Here is a 25,659-nt window from a genome sequence, read left to right on the forward strand (position 1 = left end):
GCCAATCTTGGCTATTTAAAATAACCAATAAATGCTATCTTGAAGCTACCAATTTGAGATCGCGCTGCGATATGCCTATACAAGCTTCCCATTTACACACTATGATCGCCGCGCTGCCCTTGAACCGGACGCTACCCGAACCGCTGTTCCGCCAGCTGTATGCTGGCCTCAAGGCAGCCATCCTCGATGGCCGCATCGGTCCGGGCATGCAGCTGCCGCCCACGCGCGACTTTTGCCAGCTGCTGGCGGTATCGCGCCAGACCGTGCTCAATGCCTATGCGCTGCTGACGGCCGAAGGTTATCTCGATGGCGCGGTAGGCCGGGGCACCTTTGTCAGCCGCGATGTGCGGCCGTCCGCGCCATCCGTAGCCCCTGCGCCCGGCCTGCTGCGGCCCCTGTCCGCACGGGGGCAGGGCGTAGTGGCGGCCATGGACCAGGTGGCGTTTCACCGGGGACCCTTGCGGGCCTTCCGCGTCGGCATGCCGCGCATCGACCATTTTCCCTTCGACGTATGGAACCGGCTCGAAGCGCGCCGCTGGCGCCATCCCGATCACCATTTCGGCTACAGCGATCCGGCCGGTTATCTGCCGCTGCGCGAACTGCTGTGCGTGTACCTGCAAGCTTCGCGCGGCGTCCAGTGCACGCCGCAGCAGATCGTCATCACTTCGGGTTCGCAGCAGGCGCTGTTTTTATTGTCGACGATCTTACTGGCGCCTGGCGACAGCGCCTGGATGGAGTCGCCCGGCTATCGCGGCGCCAGCGGTCCGTTGCGGGCAGCGGGCGCGCAAGTGTTTCCGGTGCCCGTCGATGCGCAGGGGCTGGATGTGGCCTATGGCGCGGCGCATTGTCCGCAGGCCAGGCTGGTGTATGTGACGCCATCGCACCAGCTGCCGCTGGGAGTGAGCATGAGTTTGCCCCGCCGCCTGGCCTTGCTGGCCTGGGCCGCGCAGCAAAAAGCGTGGGTGGTGGAAGACGATTACGACAGCGAATACCGCTACACGGGTGCGCCGCTGGCGTCCTTGCAAAGCCTGGACCGGGCTGGCTGCGTGGTCTATGTGGGCACCTTGTCGAAAGTGCTGTTTCCGGGCCTGCGTCTCGGTTACATGGTGGCGCCGCCGGCGCTGGCCGAAGCGCTGGTGCAAGCCAAGTCCGTGGCCGACCGCCACACGGCCATCGTGCCGCAGATGGCGTTGGCGGACTTCATCGCCGAAGGCCATTTCGGCCGCCATATCCGGCGCACGCGCGACAGCAATGCCGAGCGCCGCGACCTGCTGTTGCGCGGCATCGCGCGCGAACTCGATGACCAGCTGGCGTGCGGCCCGACCGACAGCGGGCTGGAACTGTGCACGTATTTTCGCCATGCGCAGCACGCCGAAGAAGTCGTTGCGCGCGCGGGTCTGGCGCGCGGCATCGAACTGCGCCCGCTCGGCCATTATGCCGATCCCGCTGCTGGTGCCGCCTGCGCCACGCCGGCCGGGCTGCTGCTGGGATTTGCAGCCATTCCGCCTGCCGACATCGAGCATGGCTTGCGCGAGCTGGGGCGCATTTTGCGCGGGCGATAATCTATACTGGCGCTCTGCACATCTATGGAAAAAACATGACCATCATCCGCTGCTCCTGGGCCAATACGGCCAATCCACGCTATGTGGCATACCACGACACGGAATGGGGCGTGCCCTGCCACGATGAGCGGCGGCTGTTCGAGATGCTGAACCTGGAAGGCGCGCAGGCGGGCCTGAGCTGGGAAACCATCCTCAATAAGCGCGACACCTACCGCGCGGCTTTCGATGGCTGGGATGCAGAAAAAATCGCCGCCTACGGCCCGGACAAGGTGGCGCAATTGCTGGCCGACCCGGGCATCGTGCGCAACCGCCTCAAGGTAGCCGCTGCCATCACGAATGCGCAAGCCTATCTGCGCCTGCGCGCGGAAGGCCTGACGCTCGACAGCTTCTTGTGGAGCTATGTCGATGGCCAGCCCATCGTCAATACCTGGCAGCCCGGTGAGTTCCCTGCCAAGACGCCCCTGTCTGACCGCTTGTCGAAAGACTTGGCCAAACGCGGTTTCAAGTTCGTCGGTTCCACCATCATCTACGCCTATATGCAGGGCATCGGCATGATCAATGACCACGCGCCTGCCTGCTTCTGCCGCACGGCTGCCTGATGTCGATCAACACCATCGTCGCGCTCGACACGGATTTCGATGGGACGCGCTTTAACGCTGCCTGCCTGCGCCATGGCGGGCAGCGGCTGCATTTTATTGCGCTCGCGCCGCGCCGCATCGATGCCGGCCAGTTGCCGGAACCGTGGCGCAAGCAGTGGCCGCCGTTTGTGCCAGGCCTGCACCGCATGCTGTCGCGCGATGGCCTGGTCACGCTGGATCTGCTGATCGGCGACGTGGATGCCTGCCTGGCGCAGCTGTCTGCGCGCGTCGATGAAGTCTGGCTGGCGACCGTGCCGTCGTCGCTGACGGTGCTGGCGCGGCTGATGAACGATGGCGCCAGTCTGCAGGCTGCGCAGTTTGACGATGGACAACGCGCAGCATTGCAGAAGGCCGGTTTTGTGTTTGACGACAGCCGCCTGCGCGCCGTGTTTCAACGGCGCGCAGCAGGGCAGGCGCCAGTTATCAAACCGGAGCGGCGCGCCATTGTGATCGGCGCGGGGCTGGCTGGCGCCGCCGCCTGCGAACGGCTGGCGGCGCGCGGCTGGCAGGTGACGCTGCTTGAGCGCCACGCGCAGCCGGCCAGCGAAGCCTCGGGCAACCTGGCCGGTATCTTCATGCCGCAATTGTCGAAAGACGATAACGTCGCCACGCGCCTGGTGCGTGCCGCCTATCTGTATGCGCTGCGCCACTGGCAAACCCTGGGCGGCGTGGGAGCAGGATTTGAAGGTGCACAGTGCGGCGTGCTGCAACTGGCGCGCGACGCGGTACACGCGCAGGTGCAGCGGCAGATCGCCGCGACCGCCTTGCCGCCGCCTGAATTTGCCCGCTGGCTGGAGGCAGAGGAAGCATCGCTCATGCTGGGCGCCCCGGCGCCGCACGGCGCCTGGTGGTTTGCCCAAGGCGGCTGGGCGCGTCCGTCCAGCGTGTGCGCAGCCATGCTGGACGCCTGCGGCAGTTTGCTCACGCGGCGTTTTTCACGCAGCGCCGTCAGCCTGCAGCGCGAACACGATGAATGGCTGGTGCGCGATGGCGACGGCGCGCTGATCGCCCAGGCGCCCATCGTGATTATCGCGGGCGGCAATGGCGCCGTAAAGCTGGCACAGGCGGCCAGCCTGCCTTTGGACGCCGTGCGCGGTCAGGTCACGCATCTGGCGCAAGGCAGCTTGCCCGAGCTGCCGTTTGTGCTGTGCCGCGAAGCCTATATGACGCCGGTGCAGCAGGGCATCGTCTGCGTGGGCGCTACCTACGATGCGGACGGTGACGCTGCCTTGCGTGTGGCCAGCCAGCAGGAAAACATCGGCAAGATCGCCGATATCCTGCAGGTGGCTCCCTTCGAGGCTCCGCTGGCCGGGCGCACCGGTTTTCGCTGCGTGGCGCCAGACCGCTTGCCGCTGGCGGGCGCCTTGCCTGACCCTTCCGTGCCGGGCCGCTGCGAACGCCTGCGCGACGTGCCGCGCTGGCCTGGCCTGTTTGGTTTGCTGGGCTATGCTTCGCGCGGCCTGATCTGGGCGCCGCTGGCAGCCGAATTGCTGGCCTGCCAGCTGGAAGGTGAACCGCTGCCGCTCGAGGCACAACTCGCTGAAGCACTCGACCCAGGCAGATTCCTGCTGCGCGAACGCCGCCGGAGCGCCTGAAAAAGCCCATGGCGTTGTTGTCTTGCCTCGTCGTACATGCGTACTGCCTTCGACATTCCGCCTAGCCCTGGACATTTTCAGGCGCTCCAAGTTTCAAAACGGTCATATACGTTTTTCATCTTTCCATTCTCTTTTTTATTTGTTTTCTGAACAAGACAAGTTCGCTACAGTGGACTCGTGCTGGTTTTTTGATGACGTAAAGAGGTGGAATCATGGCCGTAACAGTGGCAGCAACAGAATTGGATTTTGATCCCCGCGCCAGCCATGGCGACGGGGCGTTTGAGGCGGTGCTCAATGCCGCGCGCGCGCAGGCGCAAGCGCAAAACCTGCCCTATGCCGGCATCGTCAGCGCGCAAGACGCGTGGCAGCTGGTGCAGGCCCACAAGGCGCTGCTGGTCGATGTGCGCACCAATGAAGAGCGCATCTTTGTCGGCCATGTGCCCGAATCACTGCACGTGGCGTGGGCCACTGGCACGTCGATGAACCGCAATCCCCGTTTTACGCGTGAACTGGAAGCCAGGGTGCGCGACAAGGCAGCCGTGGTGCTGTTGTTATGCCGCAGCGGCAAGCGTTCGGCGCTCGCCGCCGAAGCGGCGGCCAAGGCAGGTTTTACAAACGTCTTCAATATCGCACAAGGCTTCGAGGGCGACCTCGACGACCAGCAGCAGCGCGGCCACAGCGGCGGCTGGCGCTGGCATTCCCTCCCCTGGCAACAGGACTGAGCGCGCTTCCCATTTTTCACCCACCCAGGACCATCATGAACCAGCGTGCCTTGCCTACGGGCGCCACCGCCCCTCTCCCTGCGCAGCCGCAGTGGGAATTGCGCCAGATTGTCGATGAATTACGCACGGTGCGCGAGCGCTGGCGCGAAGGTTTGGCTAGCAGCCAGGAATGTGGCGCGCGCGAATTCCCTTCGCGCCAGCATTTGCGCGATATCGTCGCGGCCCTGTGTGCGGCGCTGTTCCCGATGCGCTTGGGACCGCTCGACCTGCAGCAGGAAAGCGAAGATTTTTTTGTCGGCCACACGCTCGACACGACGCTGACCAATCTGCATGAACAGGTGCGGCGTGAACTCAGTTACCACGCGCGCCAGCACGGCTTGCAGCAGACAGTGCCCATCGAACAGCAGGCGCTGGCCATCGTGCAGCGCTTCGCGCGCGCCTTGCCGCGCATCCGCGCCCAGCTCGACACCGACGTGCAGGCCGCCTTCCATGGCGACCCGGCCGCGCACAGCGTCGACGAAGTGCTGCTGTGCTATCCGGGCATCCTGGCCATCATCCATTACCGCCTGGCGCACAGCCTGCACGTGCTCGGTGCGCCGCTGGTGGCGCGCATCATCGCCGAAGTGGCGCATTCGCAGACGGGCATCGATATCCATCCGGGCGCCGTCATCGGTTCCAGTTTTTTCATCGACCATGGCACCGGCGTGGTGATCGGCGAGACGGCCATCATCGGTGAGCGTGTACGCATCTACCAGGCCGTCACATTGGGCGCCAAGCGCTTCCCTGCGGGCAGCGACGGCGTGCTGAAAAAGGGCCTGGCGCGCCATCCTATCGTGCAGGACGATGTCGTGATCTATGCGGGCGCCACCATCCTGGGCCGGGTGACCATCGGCCAGGGGTCCGTCATCGGCGGCAATGTCTGGCTGACGCGTAACGTGGCGCCGCACAGTCATGTGACGCAGGCGCAGAACCACCAGGAAGTACCGCGCGAAAGCGATGCCGTGCTTGCTTCCTATTCCCATCAAACCTGAGGACACGATGCTGATCAAACAGTTTGGACTGGCCGTGCGCCAGTTACGCGAAGGACATGGCTGGTCGCAGGAGCGGCTGGCGGAAGCGGCCGACTTGAACCGCTCCTTTATCGGCGAAATCGAACGGGGCGCCGCCACGCCATCGCTGCTGACGGTGGAAAAACTGGCTGGCGCCCTGGGCATCGGCCTGGCCGGCCTGATGGCGCGCTGTGAACCGGCGCTGGTGGATTAAAACAGGCGCTTGATGGCGATAGCATGTTGAGGAGATTGAGAAGTCAGTCGATACTTTATTTGTTTTTCAGATAAGCATATTCATTTTCCTCATTAGGAGTATTCATGGCAGAAGCACCAGAGAGTCAATTTGCGCTTGGCGATAACGCAGCGCGCCAGTTGGCCAATGCAAGCAAGAGCGTTCCCCAGTTATCCACCATCACGCCGCGCTGGCTTGTGCATCTGCTGCAGTGGCTGCCCGTGGAAGCGGGTATCTACCGCCTGAACCGTGTCAAGAATCCGAAAGACGTGCGCGTCGCCTGCTCGCAGCGCGATGAGTCGGAACTGCCGCAAACCTTCGTCGACTACGAAGAACAGCCACGCGAATATTTTCTCAACGCCGTCAGCACCGTGCTCGACGTGCACACGCGCGTGTCGGACCTGTACAGCAGCCCGCACGACCAGATCAAGGAGCAATTGCGCCTGACCATCGAGACGATCAAGGAACGCCAGGAAAGCGAACTGATTAACAATCCCGATTACGGCCTGCTGGCCAGCGTGCATGACGACCAGCGCATCTTCACCCTGACGGGCGCGCCGACGCCGGACGACCTCGACGAATTGCTGACCAAGGTGTGGAAAGAGCCGGGCTTCTTCCTGGCCCATCCGCTGGCGATTGCCGCCTTTGGCCGCGAATGCACGCGCCGTGGCGTGCCGCCGCCGACCGTCAGCCTGTTCGGTTCGCAGTTTCTGACCTGGCGCGGCGTGCCGCTGGTGCCGTCCGATAAACTGCCTATCGAAGACGGCAAGACCAAGATCCTCCTGCTGCGCGTGGGCGAACAGCGCCAGGGCGTGATCGGCCTGTTCCAGCCTGGCCTGGCGGGCGAGCAAAGCCCCGGCTTGTCGGTGCGTTTCATGGGCATCAACCGCCATGCGATTTCGTCCTACCTGATTTCGCTGTATTGCTCGCTGGCCGTGCTGACCGACGATGCGGTGGCCGTACTGGAAGACGTGGAGATCGGTAAATACCATGACTACCCAGACACCTACAAGTGATGGCGTGGCGGCGCTGGCGCCGTCATCCCTGCTGCCCGACGAAGCGACCCTGAACCGCCTGGCGGGCGAGTTTTTCGCGCGCCTGCCCGGTTTGGACAAGTCGCCCAGCCTGGGCGGTTCGGGCAGCGTGCTCGATGCGGCGCCCCGTTATGCCAACCGTCCGCCACCGCAGCCTGGCCCGTCGTTTGCCGCCATCGCGCCCGGCGTGGCGACGGCGCAAGTGCCGCCCGTGACGCCGCCGCTGGAAGTGCCGGTGGCGCCGGCGCCGGCTTCCGTGCCGACACCGCGTGCCTCTGCGATCAGTGCGCCGTCGCCGTATTATTTTGTGGGCGGTGCGCATGGTTATCCTGCAGCGAACACGAATCTCGATGGCCTGGCAAGGCAGGGGCAGGGGAACGCAGGCGACCATGATTTGCGCGGCCGCTTTGCCGTGCCTGAGCGCGCTCCCGTGCACCAGTTGCCGGTGACGCCAGCCGGTAGCCAGCCCGAGTTTTATTTCCAGACCGTGCTGCCCGCAAGGCAGGAAGGCAAGGCCCACCACCAGACACCGGCGGCCTTCGATGTGCATGCCGTGCGCCGCGATTTTCCCGTGCTGTCCGAACGGGTCAAGGGCAAGCAGCTGGCCTGGTTCGACAATGCCGCCACCACCCACAAGCCGCAGTCGGTGATTGACCGCATCGCGTATTTTTACGCGCACGAGAATTCGAATATCCACCGCGCCGCGCATGAACTGGCGGCCCGCGCCAGCGATGCGTATGAAGCGGCGCGCGCCAAGGTGGCCAATTTCCTGGGTGCCGGCTCGCCCAATGAAATCATCTTCGTGCGCGGCGCCACCGAAGGCATCAACCTGATCGCCAATACCTTTGGGCGCAAGTTCATCGGTTCTGGCGACGAGATCATCGTCTCGCAGCTGGAGCATCACGCCAATATCGTGCCGTGGCAGCAGCTGGCGGCGGAAAAGGGCGCTACCTTGCGCGTGATCCCCGTCGATGACAGCGGCCAGATCATCCTCGATGAATTCCGCAAGCTGCTCAATGGCCGCACCAAACTGGTATCGGTGACGCAGGTGTCGAATGCACTCGGCACGGTCGCGCCGATAGCGCAAATCATCGCGCTGGCGCATGCCGCGGGCGTGCGCGTGGTGGTCGATGGCGCGCAGGCGGTGTCGCATCTGCGGGTCAACGTGCAGGCGCTCGATGCCGACTTTTATGTGTTCTCGGGCCACAAGGTATTTGGCCCGACCGGCATAGGCGCGGTGTATGGCAAGGCCGACCTGCTCGAGCAATTGCCGCCATGGCAGGGCGGCGGCAATATGATTGCCGACGTCACGTTCGAGCGCACGGTGTACCAGGGCGTACCGAACCGTTTCGAGGCGGGCACCGGCAATATCGCCGACGCCGTGGGCCTGGGTGCGGCCATCGATTATGTGCAGCGCATCGGCCTGGAAAACATCGCCGCCTACGAGCACGCCTTGCTCGAATACGCCACGCATCATCTGCAGTCGATACCGGGCGTGCGCCTGATCGGCACGGCGCTGGACAAGGCCAGCGTGGCGTCCTTCGTGCTGGCCGGTTACGAGCCATCGGAAGTGGGCCATGCGCTCAATGAAGAAGGCATCGCCGTGCGTTCGGGCCACCATTGTGCCCAGCCGATTTTGCGCCGCTTCGGCGTGGAAGCGACCGTGCGGCCCTCGTTCGCCTTCTATAACACCTACGAGGAAATCGACCGCTTGATTACGGTGGTGCGGCGCCTGGCTGGCGCACGGCGCTGATACCGCCAGCGTGTCAATAGCGCGATGCCGCCCCGTGTTGTACGCGGGGCGGCATTTTTTTATGGTGTTTGTGCTATCTCGGCTGCTTCTGCGCTATGCTGGCTGATGCGCTCTCACGGGCGGTATAATTTGCTTGTGGCAACATTTGAGCCGCGGCGCGGTGCCGCTGGCGCCCAAGGAGATATCCGGTGGAAGATCAACACAGCTCGCCCGAGCTTTTCCTGTTCCTGGCGTCGACCGTGCACGACATGAAAAATTCGATCAGCGTCTTGAGTGGCACGCTGGAATCCCTGCTGGCGGCCGAACAGGCCAAGGTGGACGCAGATGCAGACGCGGCGCAGAATGCGCCCGCCTACCTGCAGATGGCGCAAATGCTGTACCAGACCAAGCGCCTCAACGATAATCTGATACAGCTGCTGGCGCTGTACAAGGAAGTCGGCAAGCCCGGCTACCCCTTTGACGTGCAGCCGCAACTGGTGGCGCAGGTGCTCGCGCAGGTGGTGGACCAGGAAAAAATCCTGCTTGCCTCCAAGGGCATACGCCTGGAAACCGATTTCCCTCTTGAGCTGATCTGGACGCTCGATGAAGACCTGGTGATCGGCGTGCTGGCGCATGCCATCAACAACGCCATCCGCTATACCAAAGACACGATACGTTTGTCCGCGCGCGAAGTCGGGGCGGTGCTCGAATTGCGCGTGGAAGACAATGGCGAAGGTTATACTCAGGCGCTGATCGAGGCGGGCAGCGCCGCCATGAATGGCATGCAGGCGGGCGTGGATTTTTCCACCAACAGCACCGGCCTGGGACTGTATTTTTCCAGCGAGGTAGCCAAGATGCATAAATTCCGCGGCCACAGCGGCAGCATTGCGCTGGCCAATGGCGGCGCCCTGGGCGGCGGCTGTTTCATCCTGCGTTTGCCCTGAGCGAGATATCACCATGACGACGGAAAACAAGGGCAGCGCCATCGAGGCTGCTTCCACCGACTGGGCCGACAAGCATTATCTGCTGGTCGATGATTTTATCGGCATCCGCATCCTGCTGCGCGAATCGCTGCGCAACCTGGGCGCGCGCCATATCGACCAGGCGGCCAGCGGCGGCGAAGCCATGAAGCTGCTGGCCAAGACGCGCTACGACGTGGTGCTGTGCGATTACAACCTGGGCGAAGGCAAGAACGGCCAGCAAGTGCTGGAAGAGACGCGCGTGCGCAACCTGACGGCGCCATCCAGCGTGTGGCTGATGGTGTCGGCTGAAAAAAGCGTGGAGTCGGTGATGGGCGCGGCCGAGCACCAGCCCGACGCCTACCTGATCAAGCCGATCACGGAAGGCGTGCTGCTGACGCGTTTGAACCGCGTGTGGCACAAGAAGCAGGTGTTCCGCGAAATCGACCAGGCTTGCCTGGAAAAGGATTATCTGCGGGCCGCCAAGCTGTGCGACGCGCAGATCGGGATGAACAAGCTGCACGAACTGGAATTGCTGCGCATGAAAGCCAGCTTGCTGCTGAAAAGCGGCGAACCGGAAAAGGCCCGCGCCGTGTATGAAAAAGTGCTGGCCGAACGCGATTACAGCTGGGCCAAGGCGGGCCTGGGCAAGATCCGCATGAATAACGGCGAACACGAGGCGGCGCGGCAGATCTTCCAGGGCGTGATCGTTGAAAACAAGTATTACATCGACGCCTACGACCAGATGGCGGTGGCCTACCAGTTGATGGGCCAGCACGAGGAAGCCTGCGGCGTGCTGGAAAAAGCGGCCCGGCTGTCGCCCAATTCCGTGCCGCGCCAGCGTAGCCTGGGCCAGGCGGCGCTCAAGATAGGCAATGTCCCGATGGCGGAAAAGGCTTTCCGCAAATGCGTCTCCATCGGTGAATTTTCCGTCATGAAGACGCCCGACGCCTATCTGGGCCTGGCGCGCGTCTGCGGCCTGAAAAACGTCGCCAAGGAAGCGCTGCAATGGCTGTTGCTGGCGCAGCGCGAATTCCCGCCCGAGCAGATCGGCTTGCGCTCCAAGATCACGGAAGGCATGGTGTATCACGAAACCGGTGATTACCGGCGTGCGCGCGCCTGCGGCGATGAACTCGAAGCGATGCTGGCCGAGGATCCCGTGCGGCCGGATAAAAGCATCTGCATGGAGATGGCTACCTTGCTGTTCGCCGTCGGCGTGAAGGATGCGCCGGCCGGCCTGCTGTGCTACGTGGTCAAGAATAACCACGACAACCAGGTGGTGCAGGACGAAGTGCAAAAGATATTCGACAAGGCGAAGATGGGCGATGAAGGCGCGAGCCTGATCAACGCCGCGCGCAAGGAAGCGTCGGACCTGATGAACAAGGGCGTGCTGCTGTGGAAGACCGACAAACTCAACGAGGCGGTCGAATGGATGCGCGCGGCGCGCGAAAAACTGCCGAACAATTTGCGCATCCTGTTCAACTCCGCGCAAATCATCGTGTCCTTTTTGCAGCAGCGCGGCTACCAGCAGGCGCTTTCTGAGGAAGCGATGGAAGTGTTGCTATATGTAGACAAAATTGCACCGGGACAGCAGCGTTTCGCGCAATTGATGGAGCAATTATTGCAACTGACACCGCCGCCCGTGCCCGAAGGGCAGGCCGTGGTGCTTGAAAAAGCCGTGGCTGTGGCGGAAAAACCCGTAAAACCCGTGCGTGGCCGTGTCGGATGATAAACTAGCGGCCAGCGTCGGCTTGCCCGCGCTGGAGTTGCTTTATAACAATAAGGATGAAAATATGCGTGATGTGGTCAATGAAGTCTACAAAAAAATGAAAGTCGGCAGCATTGCCTGGGTACGCCCGGTAGCCGCCAAGGGCGATACGCTGGAAACATTCCAGAACTCGTACGAGCATGCCAAGGCATTGGCGGACGAGGGCCTGATCACCATCGGTGACGTCAAACGCCAGCCAGACAACCTGATCGAAGCGATCCGCATTCACCGCATCGCCTGATCATGCCGCTGCTCCAGGGCAGCTTACGCTTTACCTGCCGCCTTGGGCGCCGCGCGTTTTGCGGGCGCCTTGCGGGCTGGCACCTTGGCCTTGACGGTGCTTTTTCCTGTGCTTCTACCGACGTTCGCGCCCGTACCTGATGCTGCAGGCTGGGCCCGTTTGCTTGCCGGTGGTTTTGTTTTAGCGGCATCTGCGGAACCCGCCGCGCCGCCTGGCGCTTCCGGCGACATGGCCGTCGACACCGCCTGTTTGAATTGATCCTGTAATAAATTCCACCAAGCATTCGGATTGGCCAGTTGCGCTGCCGCATGGTTGCTGGCTTCAGCAGGCGCCGCCGGCGGTGGCGCCGGTGCTGGTTCAGGCGCCGCTGCCGGGGCGCTCGCCGATGGCGCCGGCTGCTGGAAGAAGGCGGAAGCGTAGGGCGCCGATTCAAACAGCGATTTTTCGCTCGCTTCAGGCTGGTTCATGGCTGCCGCCAGCGAGGCGCCCATGGATTTCAGGGTGGCGATGGTGCCGCGCTGCACTTCCAGCGCCTGGATACTGCCGCGCAGCATGCTGGTATTCAAGTTCAGCCAGGCTTCGACCGCCTTCAAGTCATTGATTTTCTTGTCCAGTTCTTCCACCGACAAGGTGGGCGCCGTGATGCCGGGCACGCCCATGCCAGGCACGCTCATGCTGCCCCACAGGTTCTTGACGAAGTCGAGCGTATCGGTCACAGCTGCTGCGCCGGGCATCTGGGGCATTTTCGGATAGTCCATGCGGTAGTCTCCTGGTAGGTCGATGCCCTTAGCGTAGCAGATATCAGCTTGCAACTGACGTAATCTGGCTGACATTTTTCATCTACATTTTCTTACATAAAAGCTGATCCCTAGCGTGCTCTTCCACGGCAGAAATAGTGCAAGAGGCGTTACACTAGCAGCCATGACGCCCGCTTCCTTCTTTTCGCCGCCGCGCCGCCGCACCGTCGTCTTTATCGTGGTGATCGTGCTGCTGCATGTGCTGGCGCTCGATTGGCTCAGTTCGCACACCGGGACGGCGCATCCGGCGCAAGAGTCCATGCGCGTGGTGGACATGGAATTGATCGCCGAGCCTCCCAAGCCCTTGCCGGTGACGCCACCACCGCCGCCACCGAAGCTCAGGCCGCAGCCCAAGCCGCGGCCGCCGCCACCGCCGCCGCTGGAAACGCCATTGCCATCGAGCGTGGCGGCTCAATTGACGGCGCCCCCCAGCGATGTTCCGGAAGGCCCTGTGGCGCCGCCGGCTGCACCGGTCATTGCGGCGCCGCCGCCACCAGCGGCAGCTGCGCCTGAACCGGCGGCGGCACCGGCACCTGAGCCTGCGCCGCCCGTCGCCGCGCCACCGCATTACAAGATCAATGTGCCCGCCTCGGCTGAATTTGACATGCAGGTGGACCGCCGCGACGCCGATGGCACCAAATGGAAAGGCGTGGCGGCCATGTCGTGGCAAAATAAGGGCGACAACTACCAGTTGAAGCTGGAAGTCGGCTTGAGTATGTTGATCACACGCATCAATCTGCTGGTATTGACCAGTACAGGTATCATAGATGACAAGGGCATCGTGCCCGTCACGGCGACGGAAAAACGCAAGGGCCGCTCGCAGACGGCCACGCATTTCAATGCGGAGCAGAAAACCATCACCTTTTCTGCCAGCACGGCTTCCGTGCCCTGGTTGCCAGGGGCGCAGGACAAGGCCAGCATACCGTTCCAGCTGGCTGCCATCGGCCGCGGCGACGTGAACCAGCTGGCGGGCAATATCGATATCCAGGTCGGCGAAGAGACGGAGGCGACCGTGTTCCGCTTCAAGCTGGTGGGACAGGAAGAAATCGATACCAGGATGGGCCGCCTGGTGACCTGGCATTTGAGCCGGCCACCGAAACCGGGCTCGTATTCGTCGCAGCTCGATATCTGGCTGGCGCCGTCCTTGCAATGGTATCCGGTACAAATACGCAATACTGAAGCGAGCGGGGCGCTCACGACGCAAACCGTCTCCAAAATTACCGTCAGTGATGACGTAACAGGAAAATAAATGAAACTCTTTAATCCTTTTTCTCCTTTTAAACAGATGCTGGCAGCAGGCTTGCTGGCCGCGACCATGGCGCCCGCCATGGCGGACGCACCGGTCGACCATCCCGTGATCAAGCGCGCCTTCAAGCTGGCGCCATCGGCCGACCTGAGCTATACCATCAAGGCCAAGCAGCGCGGCATAGCCCTGGCCGGTGAATCGATCAGCAACTGGCGTGCCGGCGATGGCAAGTATTCGCTGCTGGCGGAAACCAAGGTGCCCCTGTTCGGCAAGATCCTGGAACAGCGCAGCGATGGCGCGGTGGACGATTATGGTCTGGCGCCGTCGCAATTCGTGGAAAAGCGTTTCCGCCAGGATGCAGCGACCACCACCTTCAAGCGCGACAGCAAGACCATCGTCTTTAGCGAAGGCGACGACAGCTATCCGCTCCAGGGTGGCGAGCAAGACCGCAACAGCACAGTCTGGCAGTTGGTCAGCGTAGCCCGCGCGGCGCCCGAAAAATTCGTGCCCGGTTCGGAATGGACGTTCTTCGTGGCCGGCCGCCGCGATGCCGAGCCATGGACCTTCAAGGTGGTCAAGGAAGAAAAAGTGACGACCGGCCAGGGCGAAGTGTCCGCCGTGCACCTGGTCAAAGCGCCACCGCCGAACAAGCAGGGCCAGCAGGTCGACCTGTGGCTGGCGCCGTCGCTGGAATGGTATCCCGTGAAAGTGACGTTTGCCGACGTCGATGGCGATTACGTCGAGCAGACCTTGCAGAAGATCGTTAAAAAGTAAGTGCTTGCTATTATTTTAGCGGTTGATTTGTAAGGATTTTCTAAACCCAATAGCAGAAACCGGGGTCAGACCCTCAGGGTCTGACCCCAGCCTTTTGCCGTTGGGGTTTTTGTTGATGCAACATTCTGTCTGTTGCCAGCGGTAGCTACCCCCTCCCATGCGTCGATTTGCATGTCAGAACTGATATACTGACGCCCCCGCCCCGCAGCGCCGCATTCGCCCGCTGCGCCGCCCGCTGAACACTCATCCGGAATAGAATGATTGATATAATGTCAAGTGCAGCCGTGGCTGCGGATGCAAACCAGACAGAGCAAGAGCATCACGATTCTTTGCAGGCGCATTTCCAGCCGAATATTTCAGCCGATGAAATCGAGCAAGTATTCCATCTGAAACGGGCGCAGCCGTTGCTGCAAGTGTTTACGGCCCTGTTTCATGGCGGTTTCGACGGCGTGCTGGTGCGCTTGCTGGTGTTGCGCGAGCTGGCGGCCGACGTGGCGACTTCCGCTTACACGCGTGCCGATATCAATACGAAACTGGCGTATCTGTTGCCGGAAAGCCTGGAAACAGTCTTGCTGCGCTTGCGCAGCAACCACTTGCTGGCCTGGGATGCGCAGCAGGGCGTGTACCGCGTGACGCCGATGGCGCGCAATGTGTTGTCCGCCATCGATAGCCTGCTGGGCCTGGGCCAGACCGAAGATGAAGCCGAAATGGGCTTTTTGCTGTCGCAGGTGGCCGGTGCGCAAGCCGTGGGTGGCGTGTCGGTAGAGCAATTGCAGCACTTGCTGGGACGCCTGGTGGACTTGACGGAAGAGTTTTCCGACGCCATCGCTTCCGGTTCCGAATTCCGCTTGCGCACGGCGCAGGCAAAGTGGAATATGGCTTGCGACTGGGTCGAGAAAGGGTCCGAGATCTTGCTGGCGATTACCTCGGATGAAAACGCGGATGGCGCCACCCACAAGGCGGCGCAAGCGATCGGCCGCGCACAAAGCAAGCTCCTGAACATGCAGGGCATGTTCTCGCGCGCCCTGAACCAGATCGAACGCCAGCGCGTGCACCTGGGCCAGTCGGGCCTGTCGACTACCGACATCAAGCGCTGGCTGCTGCTGCACGAAGACCTGGCCAGCCTGGCCGAGGGCGCCATCGATCAACCGGTGGTGCCGCTGTTCTCGACGCCGGCCGAAATGATCGACGTGGCTGAAACGGAACTGCTGTCCGAGCGCTCGGCCGGCGTGGCCAATACCGGCTTGCCCAGCGGCGAAGATGCCCCGACCACCATCAGCGATGGCCCGGCCATGCAGCTTGAACTCGACGATTTGCTCGAACGCCTGTCGAACTTCGCCAGCCTGGGTAATTTTCCCAGCATCGGTGAAGAAGGGCCGAAGTCGGTGCCGGTGCAAGATTCCCTGCTGCCCGCCAGTTTCGCCGTGGCGTCTTACCGCGCCTCGATGCTGCCGCTGCTGGGCGATGTGTCCGAAGCGAGCTTGCAGGGCGCGACGGCCGAACTGGCCCGTTTGCCGATCACCTTTACACCGACCGACGAGATGGTCTACCTGGCCGACCCGCATGTGGCAGCCATGTCGATCGCCTCGCTTTCACTGAATGTTTCACTTGATTTAGATAGCGGCCCAGCCGATGAATGACGATTCCCAAATCCTGATTGCGCGTCTGCTCACGCATCAAACCCTGCGCCGCGACGAAAAGCTGGTCAAGCGCGTGCTGTCCGACGAGTTGTTCCGCGCCGAAGTCGATGCTCGCCTGCTCGCCTGCGGCCTGAAACTGCTCGACAACGTGTATGCCGACCATGTGACTCTGGCCCTGACGCGCACCATCGAACCGAAGATTTTCGGCGCGCGCGATGTGTGGCAAAACAATAATTTTGGCCTGGCCCGCGATGGCGTGGCCTTGCTGGTGGTGCTGTGGGCGCAGATCATCCTGCCCAAGCGCGAACGCCAGGAAACGCACCAGCATGCGGACGATGACCAGAACGATATGTTCGGCACCGAAAAGCCGCTGCCGCGCGCAGAAGATACCTCGATCGGCATTTCCTACAAGGCGCTGCTGTCGGACTTCGGCGACAAGCTGGGCAAGAAGACGCGCATGGACATGAATCTGGGCACGCTGGCCAAGCTGGGTTTCATCGAACGGCGCGGCGATTTCATACTCGAAGGCCCCTTGCTCGACCTGATGATGGATACCGACGTCCTGAAAGAGCGCATCATCAATGGCGCCCTGGCCGATGTGTTCAAGCGTGCCCCGGCGCGCCTGGTAGCCGTCGACCTTGATGCTGATCTGTCGGCCGACATCGGCGACTTGCCAGACGCCGGCGATGCCGATGATGCAGCGTCGCCCGAACTTCCTCACTGAAAGCGCCCATGTTTCATATCAAATCACTTGAACTGGTGCACTGGGATTACTGGCAGCGCATCAAGAATATTCCGCTCGACGCCAAGATCATCACCATCGCGGGCCAGAACGGCTCGGGCAAGACCACCTTGCTCGACGCGCTGCGCACCCTGTTCGGCCTCGATTGCTCGATGGGCCGCACGTATAAGCACTATGCGCGCCACTCGGGCCAGCAGACGGCCTGGCTGCGCGCCGTGGTCGACAACAAGAACGTGGGCAAGCAGCTGTCGAACCGCCCGTTCCGCAGTTCCGGTTTCTTCAGCGACGATGAAGTGACCCTGTTTTGCCAGATCCAGAAGAACGGCGGCGACTGGAAGCGCCAGTATCTGATGCGTCCGGGCAATGTGCAGATCGAAGACATCACCGACGCCAACGACTGGCTGGGCGTGGAAAACTACCGCAAGCGCCTGGCCAATGCCGGCCTGTCGCCCGCCATGTCGAAAGTGCTGGCGCTGGAGCAGGGCGAGACGGACAAACTGTGCGAATACGCGCCGCGCCAGCTGCTCGACCTGGTGTTCCAGGTCTTCGGCGACAAGGAAGTGCTGGACGCCTACGATGAAGCCAAGCGCCACCAGCGCGATACGGAAGAAGAGCTGAAACGCTTCGAGTCCGAGCTGGAAGCGTCGAAAACCAATCTGGAAGGCCTGCGCCTGCGCGTGGCCAATTACCATCAATGGGAAGGCTTGCACAAGGAACGCCGCAACCTGCTCGAAGAAGTGCTGCCCAGTTTGCAGTACCACGAGGCACGCGAAAAAGCGGCCACCGCCAGCCGCCAGCTGCGCGAAGCACGCAAACCGATGGCCCAGGCCGACCAGCAACTGACGGACAAGCGCAATGCGCTGGCGGCGCAGGCGAAGGCGCTGTCGGATGCGCAGATGAACGAGACCCTGCTGGAGCAGGAATCGATAGGCTTGCAGAGCCGCTTGTCCCTGATCAATGCGAAACTGAAACCGCTCGACAGCCTGCTGGAACAAAAAGAACGCTTGCAAAAGCTGGCGGCGGACTCCGGCAGCGACATTGCCGCAGTGGCGGCCCAGCTGGAACAGAAGGAAGCGGATTTGCTGCGCCAACGCCAGCAGCGCGATGCCTTGTCGGCGCGTATCGCCGGCGAGCAGGCGACCATCGCCGGGCTGCAGGGCAAGACCGCCATGCCGGAACCGGACAATGTGCGCGGCATGCGCCGTGCGCTGCGCGACGCGGGCATCGCCCACGCCATGCTGTCCGATATCGTCGAAGTGACGGACAGCCGCTGGCAGGGCGCCGTCGAAGGCATATTGGGCGGTTACGCCTCGGTGGTCTTGCTCGATAAATCCAAGGATGCGGCGGCGGCCTATCGCCTGGCCGAGAAGGAACGCTATCGCCACTTCATCGTGCCCGAACTGGTCACGGCGCCGTCGGCAAAAGACGACAGCCTGCTGGCGGTGGTCAAATTTTCTGCGCCCGTGCCTGGCTGGCTGATCGAGCAGTTGTCGCGCATCGCCCGCGTCGATTCGGTGGAAGCCGGTTTCAAGCTGGGCAATCATGAGGAATGGATCACGCCCGAGGCCTATCACCGCGAACGCCGCGGTGGCCGCTCGCTGTTCGTGGAAGCCTCGCGTTACCGGTTTGGCCAGGCTGGCCGCACGGGCCGCCTGGAAGCGCTGCTGCGTTCACTGCCTGGCCTGGAAGCGCAGGAAGACACTTTGACCCTGGCGATCTCAAAACTGGCGGCCGAAGTGGGCGCCTTGAAGGCACGCATCGCCGGTGTCGACGCGGCCAAGGAACTCAGCGCGCGCCAGGAAGAGTTTGGCGAAGCGCTGCGCAACTCGAAACCATTGAAGGAAGAGCGCCTGGAAGTGGGCAGCCGCCTGGGCGAGCTGCAAAATCTCACCAAGAACGCCACCGTGGTGCGCACGCGCGCCGATACCGTCTGGCAAAACGCGCGCCTGGCCCTGTCGGAAGCGGAAGCCGGATCGCGCCTGGGTTACAAGAAACAGATCGAACAGCGCGCCGAACACGCACGCGCCTTGCTGGCCCTGCGCCGCGCCTGGCGCCATCTGCCGAAAAGCTGGCGCCGGCCGTCGCGCCGCACCGCGCTGGTGGCCGAACATCAGAACTCGCACCAGGTCGACCTGCGCGTGGCCAGCCTGCAAAGCAGCCTGGCGCGCGACGACTGGGAACTCGACGCCACCGTGATCGACCAGCATCATCGCCTGTCCGATCAATTGCATGGCCGCCAGTCGGAAACCGACGAGCGCCGCTACCAGAACAACCGCGCCATCGAAGCGACCGGCAATGCCCGTGGCGCCTATATGGAGCGCTTGCGCTACACCATCAAGACCTATAGCAAGAACATCAAGGAGCTGGGCGAACTGGCCGGCATCGAAGTGCATGCCGACCCCGTGCGCCTGGAAAACGACGATGTGCAGCTGTCGCAGGCAGGCTTGCATGTGCGCTTCAAGTTCGATGGCAAGGGCGTGATCGGCATGAACGACGGTGAAGCGTCGGGCGGCCAGCAAGTCATGAAGTCCCTGGTGCTGCTGATCGGTTTGCTGAAGTCGGAAGACGGTTCCGGCGGCTTCGTGTTTATCGACGAACCGTTTGCCCACCTCGACATCCGCAATATTCAACTGGTCGGCGAATTCCTGAAAAATACGGAAGCGCAGTATCTGATGACGACGCCGCTGACGCATAACACGGACGTGTATGACCCGTCGGAGCTGACCTTGATCACCAGCAAGAAGAAAAAGGATACGCAATGGGCGCAACCGATTTTTGTATTGCAGCGCCGCCAGGAGCCGGCGCCCGGCAAGGCGGCTTGATAGGTGTGCGCACCCTGGCCGCCGCACTGGCAATCGCCAGTGCGGTTCCCGCCATGGCCAACGACGGTATCGCGGCGCAAAGTGCGGGCGGCATCGTGTTTGGCAAGACCGACGCCGTGGCCATGAAAAAGGAAGTGCTCAGCGTGAGCGCCGGCTTGATCAAGGTCGAATACGAGTTCCTGAATGAATCGCAAAGCGATGTGGAAGAAACCATCTTCTTCCCCTTGCCCGAATACGCGGCCGGCTACCACGGCTCGCCCACGTATTATGGCCAGCCGCAGCAGTTCACTATCGAGGTGGACGGCAAGCGCAAGCCTTATGACACCAATTTTGTAGCCATGCTGGCCGGCAAGGACGTGACGGCCCGCCTGCGCCAGCTGGGTTTGACGGACCAGCAAATCGCGTATTTCCCATCGCACACGCCGTTCGACCAGCAAGTGGCATCCTTGAGCGAGGCCCAGCGCGCCATCCTGCTCAAGGAAGGCTTGCTGGCCCAGCTCTACGACGAGGAATGGGTACCGGCCTGGACGGTGAAAGTCAGCTATCTGTGGCAGCAGACATTCCCGGCTGGTAAAGTCGTGCGCGTGCGCCATCAATATGCGCCTTTTGTCGCCGCCGGTAGCGCCGCGACCTACCTGGGCGATGACAAAGAGTTTGAAAGGAAATACTGCACCGATCAGGGCTTCCAGAAAACCTGGCAGCGCCTGGCCGCCAGGGCCGGTGAGAACGGCGTGGTCAATGCCGTGGCCGTTTCGTATATTTTGACGACCGGTAACACCTGGAAGAATGGCATCGAAGACTTTAGCTTGAACTTGATCAAGGGCAAGCCGGACGAGCTGATCAGCCTGTGCTTTCCCGGCACATTTACCAAGGTCAATCCCACCACCTTGCAAGTCAGGCTGCGCAATTTCCGGCCCCAGCAAGACCTGGACGTCTACTTCGGCAATGTCGAGGGTTCCGGCATGCACGAGGGCGTGGCGCCGGCGATACGGCCGTGATTAAGGGCCGCACAGCGCGGTCCACCGCAGCTTTGCTCAGATGTTTTCAACCAGCGGTTGATTGCGCTTCCTCCAGCGCACCAGACCCCATGCATACGTAGCGTAGTAGCCGGTAAACAGGCCGTAGGCGGCCATGGTCAGCGGACTTTGGCCGAACGGTGGCGGCGGTACGGGCACGGCCAGGCGCGTGTTCAGGTAGATTTCCATGCCGCGGTACAGCAGGCGGGCGACGAACAGCATGGTAATGGCCAGGGCCAGGTAGCGGTGCTGGGTGAAAAAGAAATGTTTACCGACCTGTTCGAAGCGGGTCAGCTTCAGGCCCAGCACGCCCAGCCAGCCGCCAGCCAGCACGCCTGCACCCAAGGTAGACAGGGGCAGGACCTCGAATTTCGTCGTCGTTGCCAGGAATAAAATCAGCGCAGGAAAACCGATCGCCACCAGCCAGTGCCGCCACAGATGCGATTGCTGGCGCGCCACCAGTTTTTTCAGGCGTGAATAAATGCGCCAGACGAGCAGCGGGGCCAGGCAGAGCAGGGCGAGGGTGGTGGTTTCCATGGATGCGTTCGGGGGGCGGATAAAACAGCGATTGTAAGCCAGATCGCTGTCGCTGCGGCATTGCTGCGCAGGCGGCAAAAGTTGCTTATTGACATTTTCATGACATGTCATCAATATGTTCCGTCACACCTGCCGCCAGGAGCGGCGCGGTGCAGCATCTTGATTGCCCCTTATTGACTACTCACCATTCCTGGAGTTCCATGTCTACACGTTTGCCTTTGCCCTTGTTGCCGATTACCGTGGGCCTGATGGCTGCCTCGTCCTCGCTGGCCATGGCGCAAGATAGCGGCTACCAACTGCCGCCCGCGCCCCTGCAAGCCATCGTTGACGCGCCGCGCGCACCGGTCCTGAACCTGAGCCCGAAACGCAACCTGGCAGCCGTGCTGCCGACGCCGTCGCTGCCCAGCATCAGCGAAGTGGCGCAGCCTGAACTGAAGCTGGCCGGCCTGCGCATCAATCCACGCACCTATTCGGCCAGCCGTTTCAGTTTCTACACGGGCCTGGGCCTGCTCGACATCGATACGCAGAAAGAGATCAAGGTCAGCGGCTTGCCGGCTACGCCGCGCATCGCCGATCTGGCCTGGTCGCCGGACCAGCACTACCTGGCGTTTACGCATATCGCCTATGCCGATCCGGCCAAGGGCGTGAAAGAGTCGGGCGTGGAACTGTGGCTGCTGGATGTGCAAACCAAAGTGGCGCGCAAGCTGGGCAGCCAGCCTTTGTCGGCCGTGAACGGCCGTGGTTTTTCCTGGATGCCAGACAGCAAAACCCTGCTGCTCATGCTGAAACCGGCCAAGCTGGGCGCCGTGCCGCAATCGGTGGGTATTCCGGCTGGTCCTGCTACGCAGGATAGCAACCCTGGCGGCGGCGTGAAACAATTGCGCACCTATCCCGATCTGCTGAAGAACGAGGAAGACGCGAAGCTGTTTGAACATTACATCACCGTGCAGCTGGCCTTGCTCGACGTGACGGGCAAGCAGCGCCTGATCGGCCAGCCTGGCCCATACTCGCGCGTATCGAGCTCGCCGGATGGCAAGAACCTGCTGACGACCAGCATCCTGCGCCCGTATTCCTACATCGTGCCGGCCTATGATTTCGGCCACAAGATCGAAGTGCGCGACCTCTCCGGCAAGGTGAGCCATACGGTGGCGACCCTGCCGCTGGAAGAAGGCCTGCCACCAGGCAATGACGCCGTGTCGGCCGGTGTGCGCGACGTAACGTGGCGTGTCGATGCGCCAGCCACCCTGGTATGGGCTGAAGCGCAGGATGGCGGCGACCCGGCCAAGGCGGCTGAAATCCGCGATATCGTCTACACGCAGGCGGCGCCGTTCACCGCGAAACCTGCTGTGCTGGCCAAGCTGGGTTCGCGTTACCAGGGCGTGGCATGGGGCCGGGGCGACCTGGCGCTGCTGACGGAAGCCTGGTACAAGACGCGGGTCGTGAAACAATGGAAAGTCACGCCGGACCAGCCAGCCACGCCGGCCGAGCTGCTGTCCACGCGTTCGCTGGAAGACCGCTACAACGATCCGGGCCAGCCTGTAATGCGTCCAGATGCAGCCGGCTTGCCGCGCCTGCTGGTCTCCGCCGACAACACCATCCTGCTCGACGGCCAGGGCGCTACGGCGGAGGGCGACCGTCCCTTCATCGACCGCTTCAACCTGGACACCAGGAAAACCGAGCGTCTGTTCCAGAGCGCCGCGCCGTATTATGAAAACGTGGTGGCGGTGCTCGATGAAGACGGCAGCCGTTTGCTGTCCACGCGTGAAACGCCGACGGAACAGCCGAACTATTATGTACGCAACCTGAAGCAGCAGGGCGCAGCCCAGTTGACGGCGCTCACGCATTTCCCGCATCCGCTGCCGCAGCTGAAAGACGTGCAGAAAGAGCTGATACGCTACAAGCGCGCCGATGGCGTGGACTTGACGGCGACGCTGATGCTGCCGCCGAACTATGACGTCAAACGCGACGGTCCGCTGCCGACCCTGATGTGGGCGTATCCGCAGGAATTCAAGTCGGCCAGCGCCGCCAGCCAGACCAAGGGTTCGCCGTATAAATTCAATGCCGTCAGCTACTGGGGCCCGGCCGCCTTTTTGTCCATGGGTTATGCCGTGCTGGACAATCCATCGTTCCCCATCGTCGGCAATGGCGAGCAGGAACCGAACGACACGTATCTGGCGCAACTGGTAGCCGACGCCGAGGCGGCGGTGAACGAAGTGGTCAAGCGTGGCGTGACCGACCGCAACCGCGTTGCCATCGGTGGCCATTCGTATGGTGCTTTCATGACGGGCAATCTGCTGGCGCACACGCGTTTGTTCCGTGCCGGTATCGCCCGCAGCGGCGCCTACAACCGTACCCTGACGCCATTCGGCTTCCAGGCGGAAGAGCGTTCATTCTGGAAGGCGCAGGATGTCTACCAGGCCATGTCGCCATTTAACTATGCAGACAAGATCAAGGATGCGCTGTTGATGATCCATGGCGAGCAGGACAACAATCCTGGCACCTTCCCGATCCAGAGCGAACGCATGTTCCAGGCCGTCAAAGGCCTGGGCGGCACGGCGCGCCTGGTGATGTTGCCCAACGAAAGCCACGCCTACCGCGCGCGCGAATCGATCATGCAGATGCTGTATGAAAGCAACAACTGGCTGGAGAAATATGTGAAGAACGCTAAGCCGGTGGAAGCGGAAGTCAAGCAGGCAGTGAAATAAAGGCAACAGGTGGGCATTGCGTGGTATGGTCTTCCTTTGTCGTCAAGGAGGCCAGCCATGACAGCCATCGCTAGCGATGCCCACCGCGCGCCCGATCCGGCGCCTGTCGATGATCCCCAACCTGCCCGGGAACCCGCATGGGCGCCAGACACGGCGCCAGGCCACCACCCCGGCCCAGCGCATCCGGTGCCGCAGGATGACCCCGTGCCCGATCCGCACCCCAGTTAATCTCGTCAAGAAAGGCTGTTTTAGATGGCAATTATCAAGGAAGTTTATACGCGCAAAGTCAGCGGAGAATCGTTCGACTACGAACTCGATTACACGCCCGGCGCAGATGTGGGCTGGATCGCACGCGTGTACCACGACGGCGTGCTGAAAGGCTCGCCACACGGCGCACTGACCGCCAACGTACTGTCCGGCCCGGCGCTGGAACAATATCTGCGCGCTTATGTCGAAGGCATGATAGAGCGCGGTCTGGACGTGGCTGAATAAAGTTATTTACAGTAGTAGGATGTGATTGCTACGCAGGCTTCCTCGGAGGCCTGATCTTTTTTGAGCTGTAGCAAATGGTCGCTGCTAACGCCTGGGCGCGAGTGAAGCATTCAAGCATTCCATTTCGCAGCATGGTATTTTGCGGTCTCTTCGGCGCCATGCGTGATGAGCAGCTTCAGCAAATCCTCTTTATGGCATGGTGGCGAAGTCAAATCATGGATGGTTTTCAACAGCGCATGCTCTACTTGGGCAGGCGCAGCCGCATTTAACCTGTTGATGAAATCCCCAGGAGAGACGACGTCTATGCCAATGGCCGCCATTTCCTTGACGGCCAGATGCGGCAAGTTGCTCGACACAATGAATACCTTGTCGACAGCACACTCTTCCTGAGCGAGGGTGTGCAAGACCAGCGCGGCCGAAGCCACATGCATGTCGCCCGCATGGACTTTTGAAGGCACCCTGTTTTTATAGCCGGGCTGGTCATAAAGGAGCACTTCATATTCCTGGCCCACTGCCGAGCGGAAGCAATGGAGCCGGTGCTTGGCTTTGGCGATGTGCACAGGATCTGGCAGAGCAGCTTTGATCGCCGTTCTTTCCGCCTTGACTTGCGCCAAGACAACAGCCCCGAAGTGCCTGATGAATTCATCCTCGATGGTCTGTGTCCAGCGTGGGTGATACAGGCCGGTCAAAGCCAGGTCAAAAAGAAGATCGGACAGGCGTGGTGGAAGCAGCACATTGGCATCCAGGACGGCCAGCGTGCTCCCTCCCGGAGATAAGGGGTGCTTAATCGGTGGCATGGTGGCCGCTTCTCTTGGCAGCCTTCACATAGTCCTCTTCTGGAGTGGCATACATCCCGGCATCCATGGCAGCCTTGCGGTAGTCCTTGTCGCCAGCGGAGGCTGCTTTGGCCGCGTTCGTGGCCTCCATCCATTGCAATACTGACGATTTTGGCACTTTGCGATGGCCGCCTTTGGAGGTCACGGCGCCAGCCAGTTTGCCCGCGTCTATCAACATTGCTACATAAGGCCGGCTGCACTCCATGAGCTGTGCCGCCTCTTGCGTGCTGAGCATCGCTACACTTTCCACATCGGCTGCCGTGTGGGCGATAGCGCTTCCGTTCGACACGATGGCCAAGTGTATCTGTACGGCCGCCCGCAATTCCTTGGTGGACTCATCTTGGCCGTCGAGCAGTTCGTGCAAAGCGTGCGCAATCAGGCCTGATTTGGCCGGTTGACCCAAAGCCTCCAATTTCTCGGCCAGCCGGGATGCCATTGTCACCAAGGTGTTCGATACCAGCCGTGGTCTTTTGAGTGTCGCCGTCATCAGACTTCCTTTTTCGATTTATAAAGAATAATC

The 25,659-nt window shown here is 61.8% G+C and carries 24 protein-coding genes; 20 read left to right on the plus strand and 4 right to left on the minus strand.

The features are described from left to right. Positions 1–119 precede the first annotated feature (119 nt). From pdxR to HDE72_RS02240, 11 genes are all read left to right on the plus strand, one after another. Positions 120–1,562 (plus strand): MocR-like pyridoxine biosynthesis transcription factor PdxR, encoded by a 1,443-nt coding sequence (gene pdxR, locus HDE72_RS02190; protein ID WP_260176360.1) that lies wholly within the window; start codon positions 120–122, stop codon positions 1,560–1,562. A 35-nt stretch (positions 1,563–1,597) separates the two neighbouring features. After that, complete coding sequence (locus HDE72_RS02195; protein WP_183737078.1) at positions 1,598–2,161, plus strand: DNA-3-methyladenine glycosylase I; 564 nt, start codon at positions 1,598–1,600, stop codon at positions 2,159–2,161. Then, positions 2,161–3,795 (plus strand): FAD-dependent 5-carboxymethylaminomethyl-2-thiouridine(34) oxidoreductase MnmC1, encoded by a 1,635-nt coding sequence (mnmC1, locus tag HDE72_RS02200; protein WP_183737079.1) that lies wholly within the window; start codon positions 2,161–2,163, stop codon positions 3,793–3,795. The genes HDE72_RS02195 and mnmC1 overlap by 1 nt, the downstream gene beginning before the upstream one ends. 239 nt (positions 3,796–4,034) lie before the next feature. Next, on the plus strand, positions 4,035–4,517 hold the full coding sequence (locus HDE72_RS02205) for a rhodanese-like domain-containing protein (RefSeq protein ID WP_260176362.1): 483 nt from the start codon (positions 4,035–4,037) through the stop codon (positions 4,515–4,517). 35 nt (positions 4,518–4,552) lie between these two features. Then, positions 4,553–5,548 carry a serine O-acetyltransferase EpsC gene (epsC, locus tag HDE72_RS02210; RefSeq protein WP_183737081.1) on the plus strand — a complete coding sequence of 332 codons (996 nt, stop codon included), beginning with the start codon at positions 4,553–4,555 and terminating at the stop codon, positions 5,546–5,548. A 7-nt stretch (positions 5,549–5,555) separates the two neighbouring features. Further along, positions 5,556–5,780 (plus strand): helix-turn-helix domain-containing protein, encoded by a 225-nt coding sequence (locus tag HDE72_RS02215; RefSeq protein ID WP_260176363.1) that lies wholly within the window; start codon positions 5,556–5,558, stop codon positions 5,778–5,780. A 104-nt stretch (positions 5,781–5,884) separates the two neighbouring features. Then, on the plus strand, positions 5,885–6,814 hold the full coding sequence (locus HDE72_RS02220; protein WP_183737083.1) for a family 2A encapsulin nanocompartment shell protein: 930 nt from the start codon (positions 5,885–5,887) through the stop codon (positions 6,812–6,814). Continuing rightward, positions 6,789–8,585: a family 2A encapsulin nanocompartment cargo protein cysteine desulfurase gene (locus HDE72_RS02225; RefSeq protein WP_183737084.1), complete on the plus strand. Its 1,797-nt coding sequence runs from the start codon at positions 6,789–6,791 to the stop codon at positions 8,583–8,585. Before HDE72_RS02220 ends, HDE72_RS02225 begins: the two co-directional genes overlap by 26 nt. A gap of 188 nt (positions 8,586–8,773) precedes the next feature. After that, positions 8,774–9,508 carry a sensor histidine kinase gene (locus HDE72_RS02230; RefSeq protein WP_311735175.1) on the plus strand — a complete coding sequence of 245 codons (735 nt, stop codon included), beginning with the start codon at positions 8,774–8,776 and terminating at the stop codon, positions 9,506–9,508. Between the two features lie 13 nt (positions 9,509–9,521). Further along, on the plus strand, positions 9,522–11,252 hold the full coding sequence (locus HDE72_RS02235; RefSeq protein ID WP_260176364.1) for a tetratricopeptide repeat-containing response regulator: 1,731 nt from the start codon (positions 9,522–9,524) through the stop codon (positions 11,250–11,252). Beyond that, positions 11,242–11,532: a hypothetical protein gene (locus HDE72_RS02240; RefSeq protein WP_311735174.1), complete on the plus strand. Its 291-nt coding sequence runs from the start codon at positions 11,242–11,244 to the stop codon at positions 11,530–11,532. The genes HDE72_RS02235 and HDE72_RS02240 overlap by 11 nt, the downstream gene beginning before the upstream one ends. Before the next feature lie 23 nt (positions 11,533–11,555). Here the strand turns inward: HDE72_RS02240 and HDE72_RS02245 are convergent, their stop codons facing one another. Then, positions 11,556–12,290 carry a PhaM family polyhydroxyalkanoate granule multifunctional regulatory protein gene (locus tag HDE72_RS02245; protein WP_183737085.1) on the minus strand — a complete coding sequence of 245 codons (735 nt, stop codon included), beginning with the start codon at positions 12,288–12,290 and terminating at the stop codon, positions 11,556–11,558. Positions 12,291–12,453: 163 nt separating this feature from the next. On the opposite strand from HDE72_RS02245, the gene HDE72_RS02250 reads away from it, so the two are divergent. From HDE72_RS02250 to HDE72_RS02275, 6 genes are all read left to right on the plus strand, one after another. Further along, positions 12,454–13,578 (plus strand): DUF3108 domain-containing protein, encoded by a 1,125-nt coding sequence (locus HDE72_RS02250; protein WP_183737086.1) that lies wholly within the window; start codon positions 12,454–12,456, stop codon positions 13,576–13,578. Next, positions 13,579–14,349 carry a DUF3108 domain-containing protein gene (locus HDE72_RS02255; RefSeq protein ID WP_183737087.1) on the plus strand — a complete coding sequence of 257 codons (771 nt, stop codon included), beginning with the start codon at positions 13,579–13,581 and terminating at the stop codon, positions 14,347–14,349. It begins immediately after the preceding gene. Positions 14,350–14,618: 269 nt separating this feature from the next. Further along, positions 14,619–15,989, plus strand: coding sequence for a hypothetical protein (locus HDE72_RS02260; protein WP_409254943.1), 1,371 nt, complete (start codon positions 14,619–14,621; stop codon positions 15,987–15,989). Then, a complete protein-coding gene (locus HDE72_RS02265; RefSeq protein WP_183737089.1) occupies positions 15,982–16,713 on the plus strand; it encodes a hypothetical protein in 732 nt (243 codons plus the stop codon). Before HDE72_RS02260 ends, HDE72_RS02265 begins: the two co-directional genes overlap by 8 nt. 8 nt (positions 16,714–16,721) lie before the next feature. Then, positions 16,722–19,553: an ATP-binding protein gene (locus tag HDE72_RS02270; protein ID WP_183737090.1), complete on the plus strand. Its 2,832-nt coding sequence runs from the start codon at positions 16,722–16,724 to the stop codon at positions 19,551–19,553. After that, positions 19,490–20,551 carry a DUF4424 family protein gene (locus HDE72_RS02275; protein WP_183737091.1) on the plus strand — a complete coding sequence of 354 codons (1,062 nt, stop codon included), beginning with the start codon at positions 19,490–19,492 and terminating at the stop codon, positions 20,549–20,551. The genes HDE72_RS02270 and HDE72_RS02275 overlap by 64 nt, the downstream gene beginning before the upstream one ends. 36 nt (positions 20,552–20,587) lie before the next feature. On the opposite strand, the gene HDE72_RS02280 is transcribed toward HDE72_RS02275, so the two are convergent. Then, positions 20,588–21,106 (minus strand): CcdC protein domain-containing protein, encoded by a 519-nt coding sequence (locus HDE72_RS02280; protein ID WP_183737092.1) that lies wholly within the window; start codon positions 21,104–21,106, stop codon positions 20,588–20,590. 200 nt (positions 21,107–21,306) lie between these two features. Here HDE72_RS02280 and HDE72_RS02285 point away from each other — a divergent pair, with 200 nt between their 5' ends. The 3 genes from HDE72_RS02285 to HDE72_RS02295 are packed head-to-tail and all read left to right on the plus strand — an operon-like array spanning position 21,307 to position 24,303. Next, positions 21,307–23,811, plus strand: coding sequence for an alpha/beta hydrolase family protein (locus HDE72_RS02285; protein WP_260176365.1), 2,505 nt, complete (start codon positions 21,307–21,309; stop codon positions 23,809–23,811). A 57-nt stretch (positions 23,812–23,868) separates the two neighbouring features. Beyond that, a complete protein-coding gene (locus HDE72_RS02290) occupies positions 23,869–24,039 on the plus strand; it encodes a hypothetical protein (protein WP_183737093.1) in 171 nt (56 codons plus the stop codon). 24 nt (positions 24,040–24,063) lie between these two features. Then, the gene (locus HDE72_RS02295) at positions 24,064–24,303 is read left to right on the plus strand and encodes a hypothetical protein (RefSeq protein ID WP_183737094.1); all 240 of its coding nucleotides are present in this window, start codon (positions 24,064–24,066) and stop codon (positions 24,301–24,303) included. A 110-nt stretch (positions 24,304–24,413) separates the two neighbouring features. Here HDE72_RS02295 and HDE72_RS02300 read toward each other — a convergent pair whose 3' ends face one another. Further along, the gene (locus HDE72_RS02300; protein ID WP_183737095.1) at positions 24,414–25,100 is read right to left on the minus strand and encodes a hypothetical protein; all 687 of its coding nucleotides are present in this window, start codon (positions 25,098–25,100) and stop codon (positions 24,414–24,416) included. After that, entirely contained in the window at positions 25,087–25,626 is a 540-nt protein-coding gene (locus tag HDE72_RS02305) for an excisionase family DNA-binding protein (RefSeq protein WP_183737096.1), read from the minus strand. The genes HDE72_RS02300 and HDE72_RS02305 overlap by 14 nt, the downstream gene beginning before the upstream one ends. Between the last annotated feature and the right edge of the window lie 33 nt (positions 25,627–25,659).

It is taken from the genome of Janthinobacterium saanense (assembly GCF_014200675.1).
Lineage (GTDB): Bacteria > Pseudomonadota > Gammaproteobacteria > Burkholderiales > Burkholderiaceae_D > Janthinobacterium.

Bases quoted from the DNA above. Each gene is read 5' to 3' on its own strand.
- HDE72_RS02195 (WP_183737078.1), top strand. From the start codon at position 1,598: ATGACCATCATCCGCTGCTCCTGGGCCAATACGGCCAATCCACGCTAT.
- mnmC1 (WP_183737079.1), top strand. From the start codon at position 2,161: ATGTCGATCAACACCATCGTCGCGCTCGACACGGATTTCGATGGGACG.
- epsC (WP_183737081.1), top strand. From the start codon at position 4,553: ATGAACCAGCGTGCCTTGCCTACGGGCGCCACCGCCCCTCTCCCTGCG.
- HDE72_RS02215 (WP_260176363.1), top strand. From the start codon at position 5,556: ATGCTGATCAAACAGTTTGGACTGGCCGTGCGCCAGTTACGCGAAGGA.
- HDE72_RS02220 (WP_183737083.1), top strand. From the start codon at position 5,885: ATGGCAGAAGCACCAGAGAGTCAATTTGCGCTTGGCGATAACGCAGCG.
- HDE72_RS02225 (WP_183737084.1), top strand. From the start codon at position 6,789: ATGACTACCCAGACACCTACAAGTGATGGCGTGGCGGCGCTGGCGCCG.
- HDE72_RS02235 (WP_260176364.1), top strand. From the start codon at position 9,522: ATGACGACGGAAAACAAGGGCAGCGCCATCGAGGCTGCTTCCACCGAC.
- HDE72_RS02245 (WP_183737085.1), bottom strand. From the start codon at position 12,290: ATGGACTATCCGAAAATGCCCCAGATGCCCGGCGCAGCAGCTGTGACC.
- HDE72_RS02250 (WP_183737086.1), top strand. From the start codon at position 12,454: ATGACGCCCGCTTCCTTCTTTTCGCCGCCGCGCCGCCGCACCGTCGTC.
- HDE72_RS02255 (WP_183737087.1), top strand. From the start codon at position 13,579: ATGAAACTCTTTAATCCTTTTTCTCCTTTTAAACAGATGCTGGCAGCA.
- HDE72_RS02260 (WP_409254943.1), top strand. From the start codon at position 14,619: ATGTCAAGTGCAGCCGTGGCTGCGGATGCAAACCAGACAGAGCAAGAG.
- HDE72_RS02265 (WP_183737089.1), top strand. From the start codon at position 15,982: ATGAATGACGATTCCCAAATCCTGATTGCGCGTCTGCTCACGCATCAA.
- HDE72_RS02270 (WP_183737090.1), top strand. From the start codon at position 16,722: ATGTTTCATATCAAATCACTTGAACTGGTGCACTGGGATTACTGGCAG.
- HDE72_RS02275 (WP_183737091.1), top strand. From the start codon at position 19,490: ATGGGCGCAACCGATTTTTGTATTGCAGCGCCGCCAGGAGCCGGCGCC.
- HDE72_RS02280 (WP_183737092.1), bottom strand. From the start codon at position 21,106: ATGGAAACCACCACCCTCGCCCTGCTCTGCCTGGCCCCGCTGCTCGTC.
- HDE72_RS02285 (WP_260176365.1), top strand. From the start codon at position 21,307: ATGTCTACACGTTTGCCTTTGCCCTTGTTGCCGATTACCGTGGGCCTG.
- HDE72_RS02290 (WP_183737093.1), top strand. From the start codon at position 23,869: ATGACAGCCATCGCTAGCGATGCCCACCGCGCGCCCGATCCGGCGCCT.
- HDE72_RS02295 (WP_183737094.1), top strand. From the start codon at position 24,064: ATGGCAATTATCAAGGAAGTTTATACGCGCAAAGTCAGCGGAGAATCG.
- HDE72_RS02300 (WP_183737095.1), bottom strand. From the start codon at position 25,100: ATGCCACCGATTAAGCACCCCTTATCTCCGGGAGGGAGCACGCTGGCC.
- HDE72_RS02305 (WP_183737096.1), bottom strand. From the start codon at position 25,626: ATGACGGCGACACTCAAAAGACCACGGCTGGTATCGAACACCTTGGTG.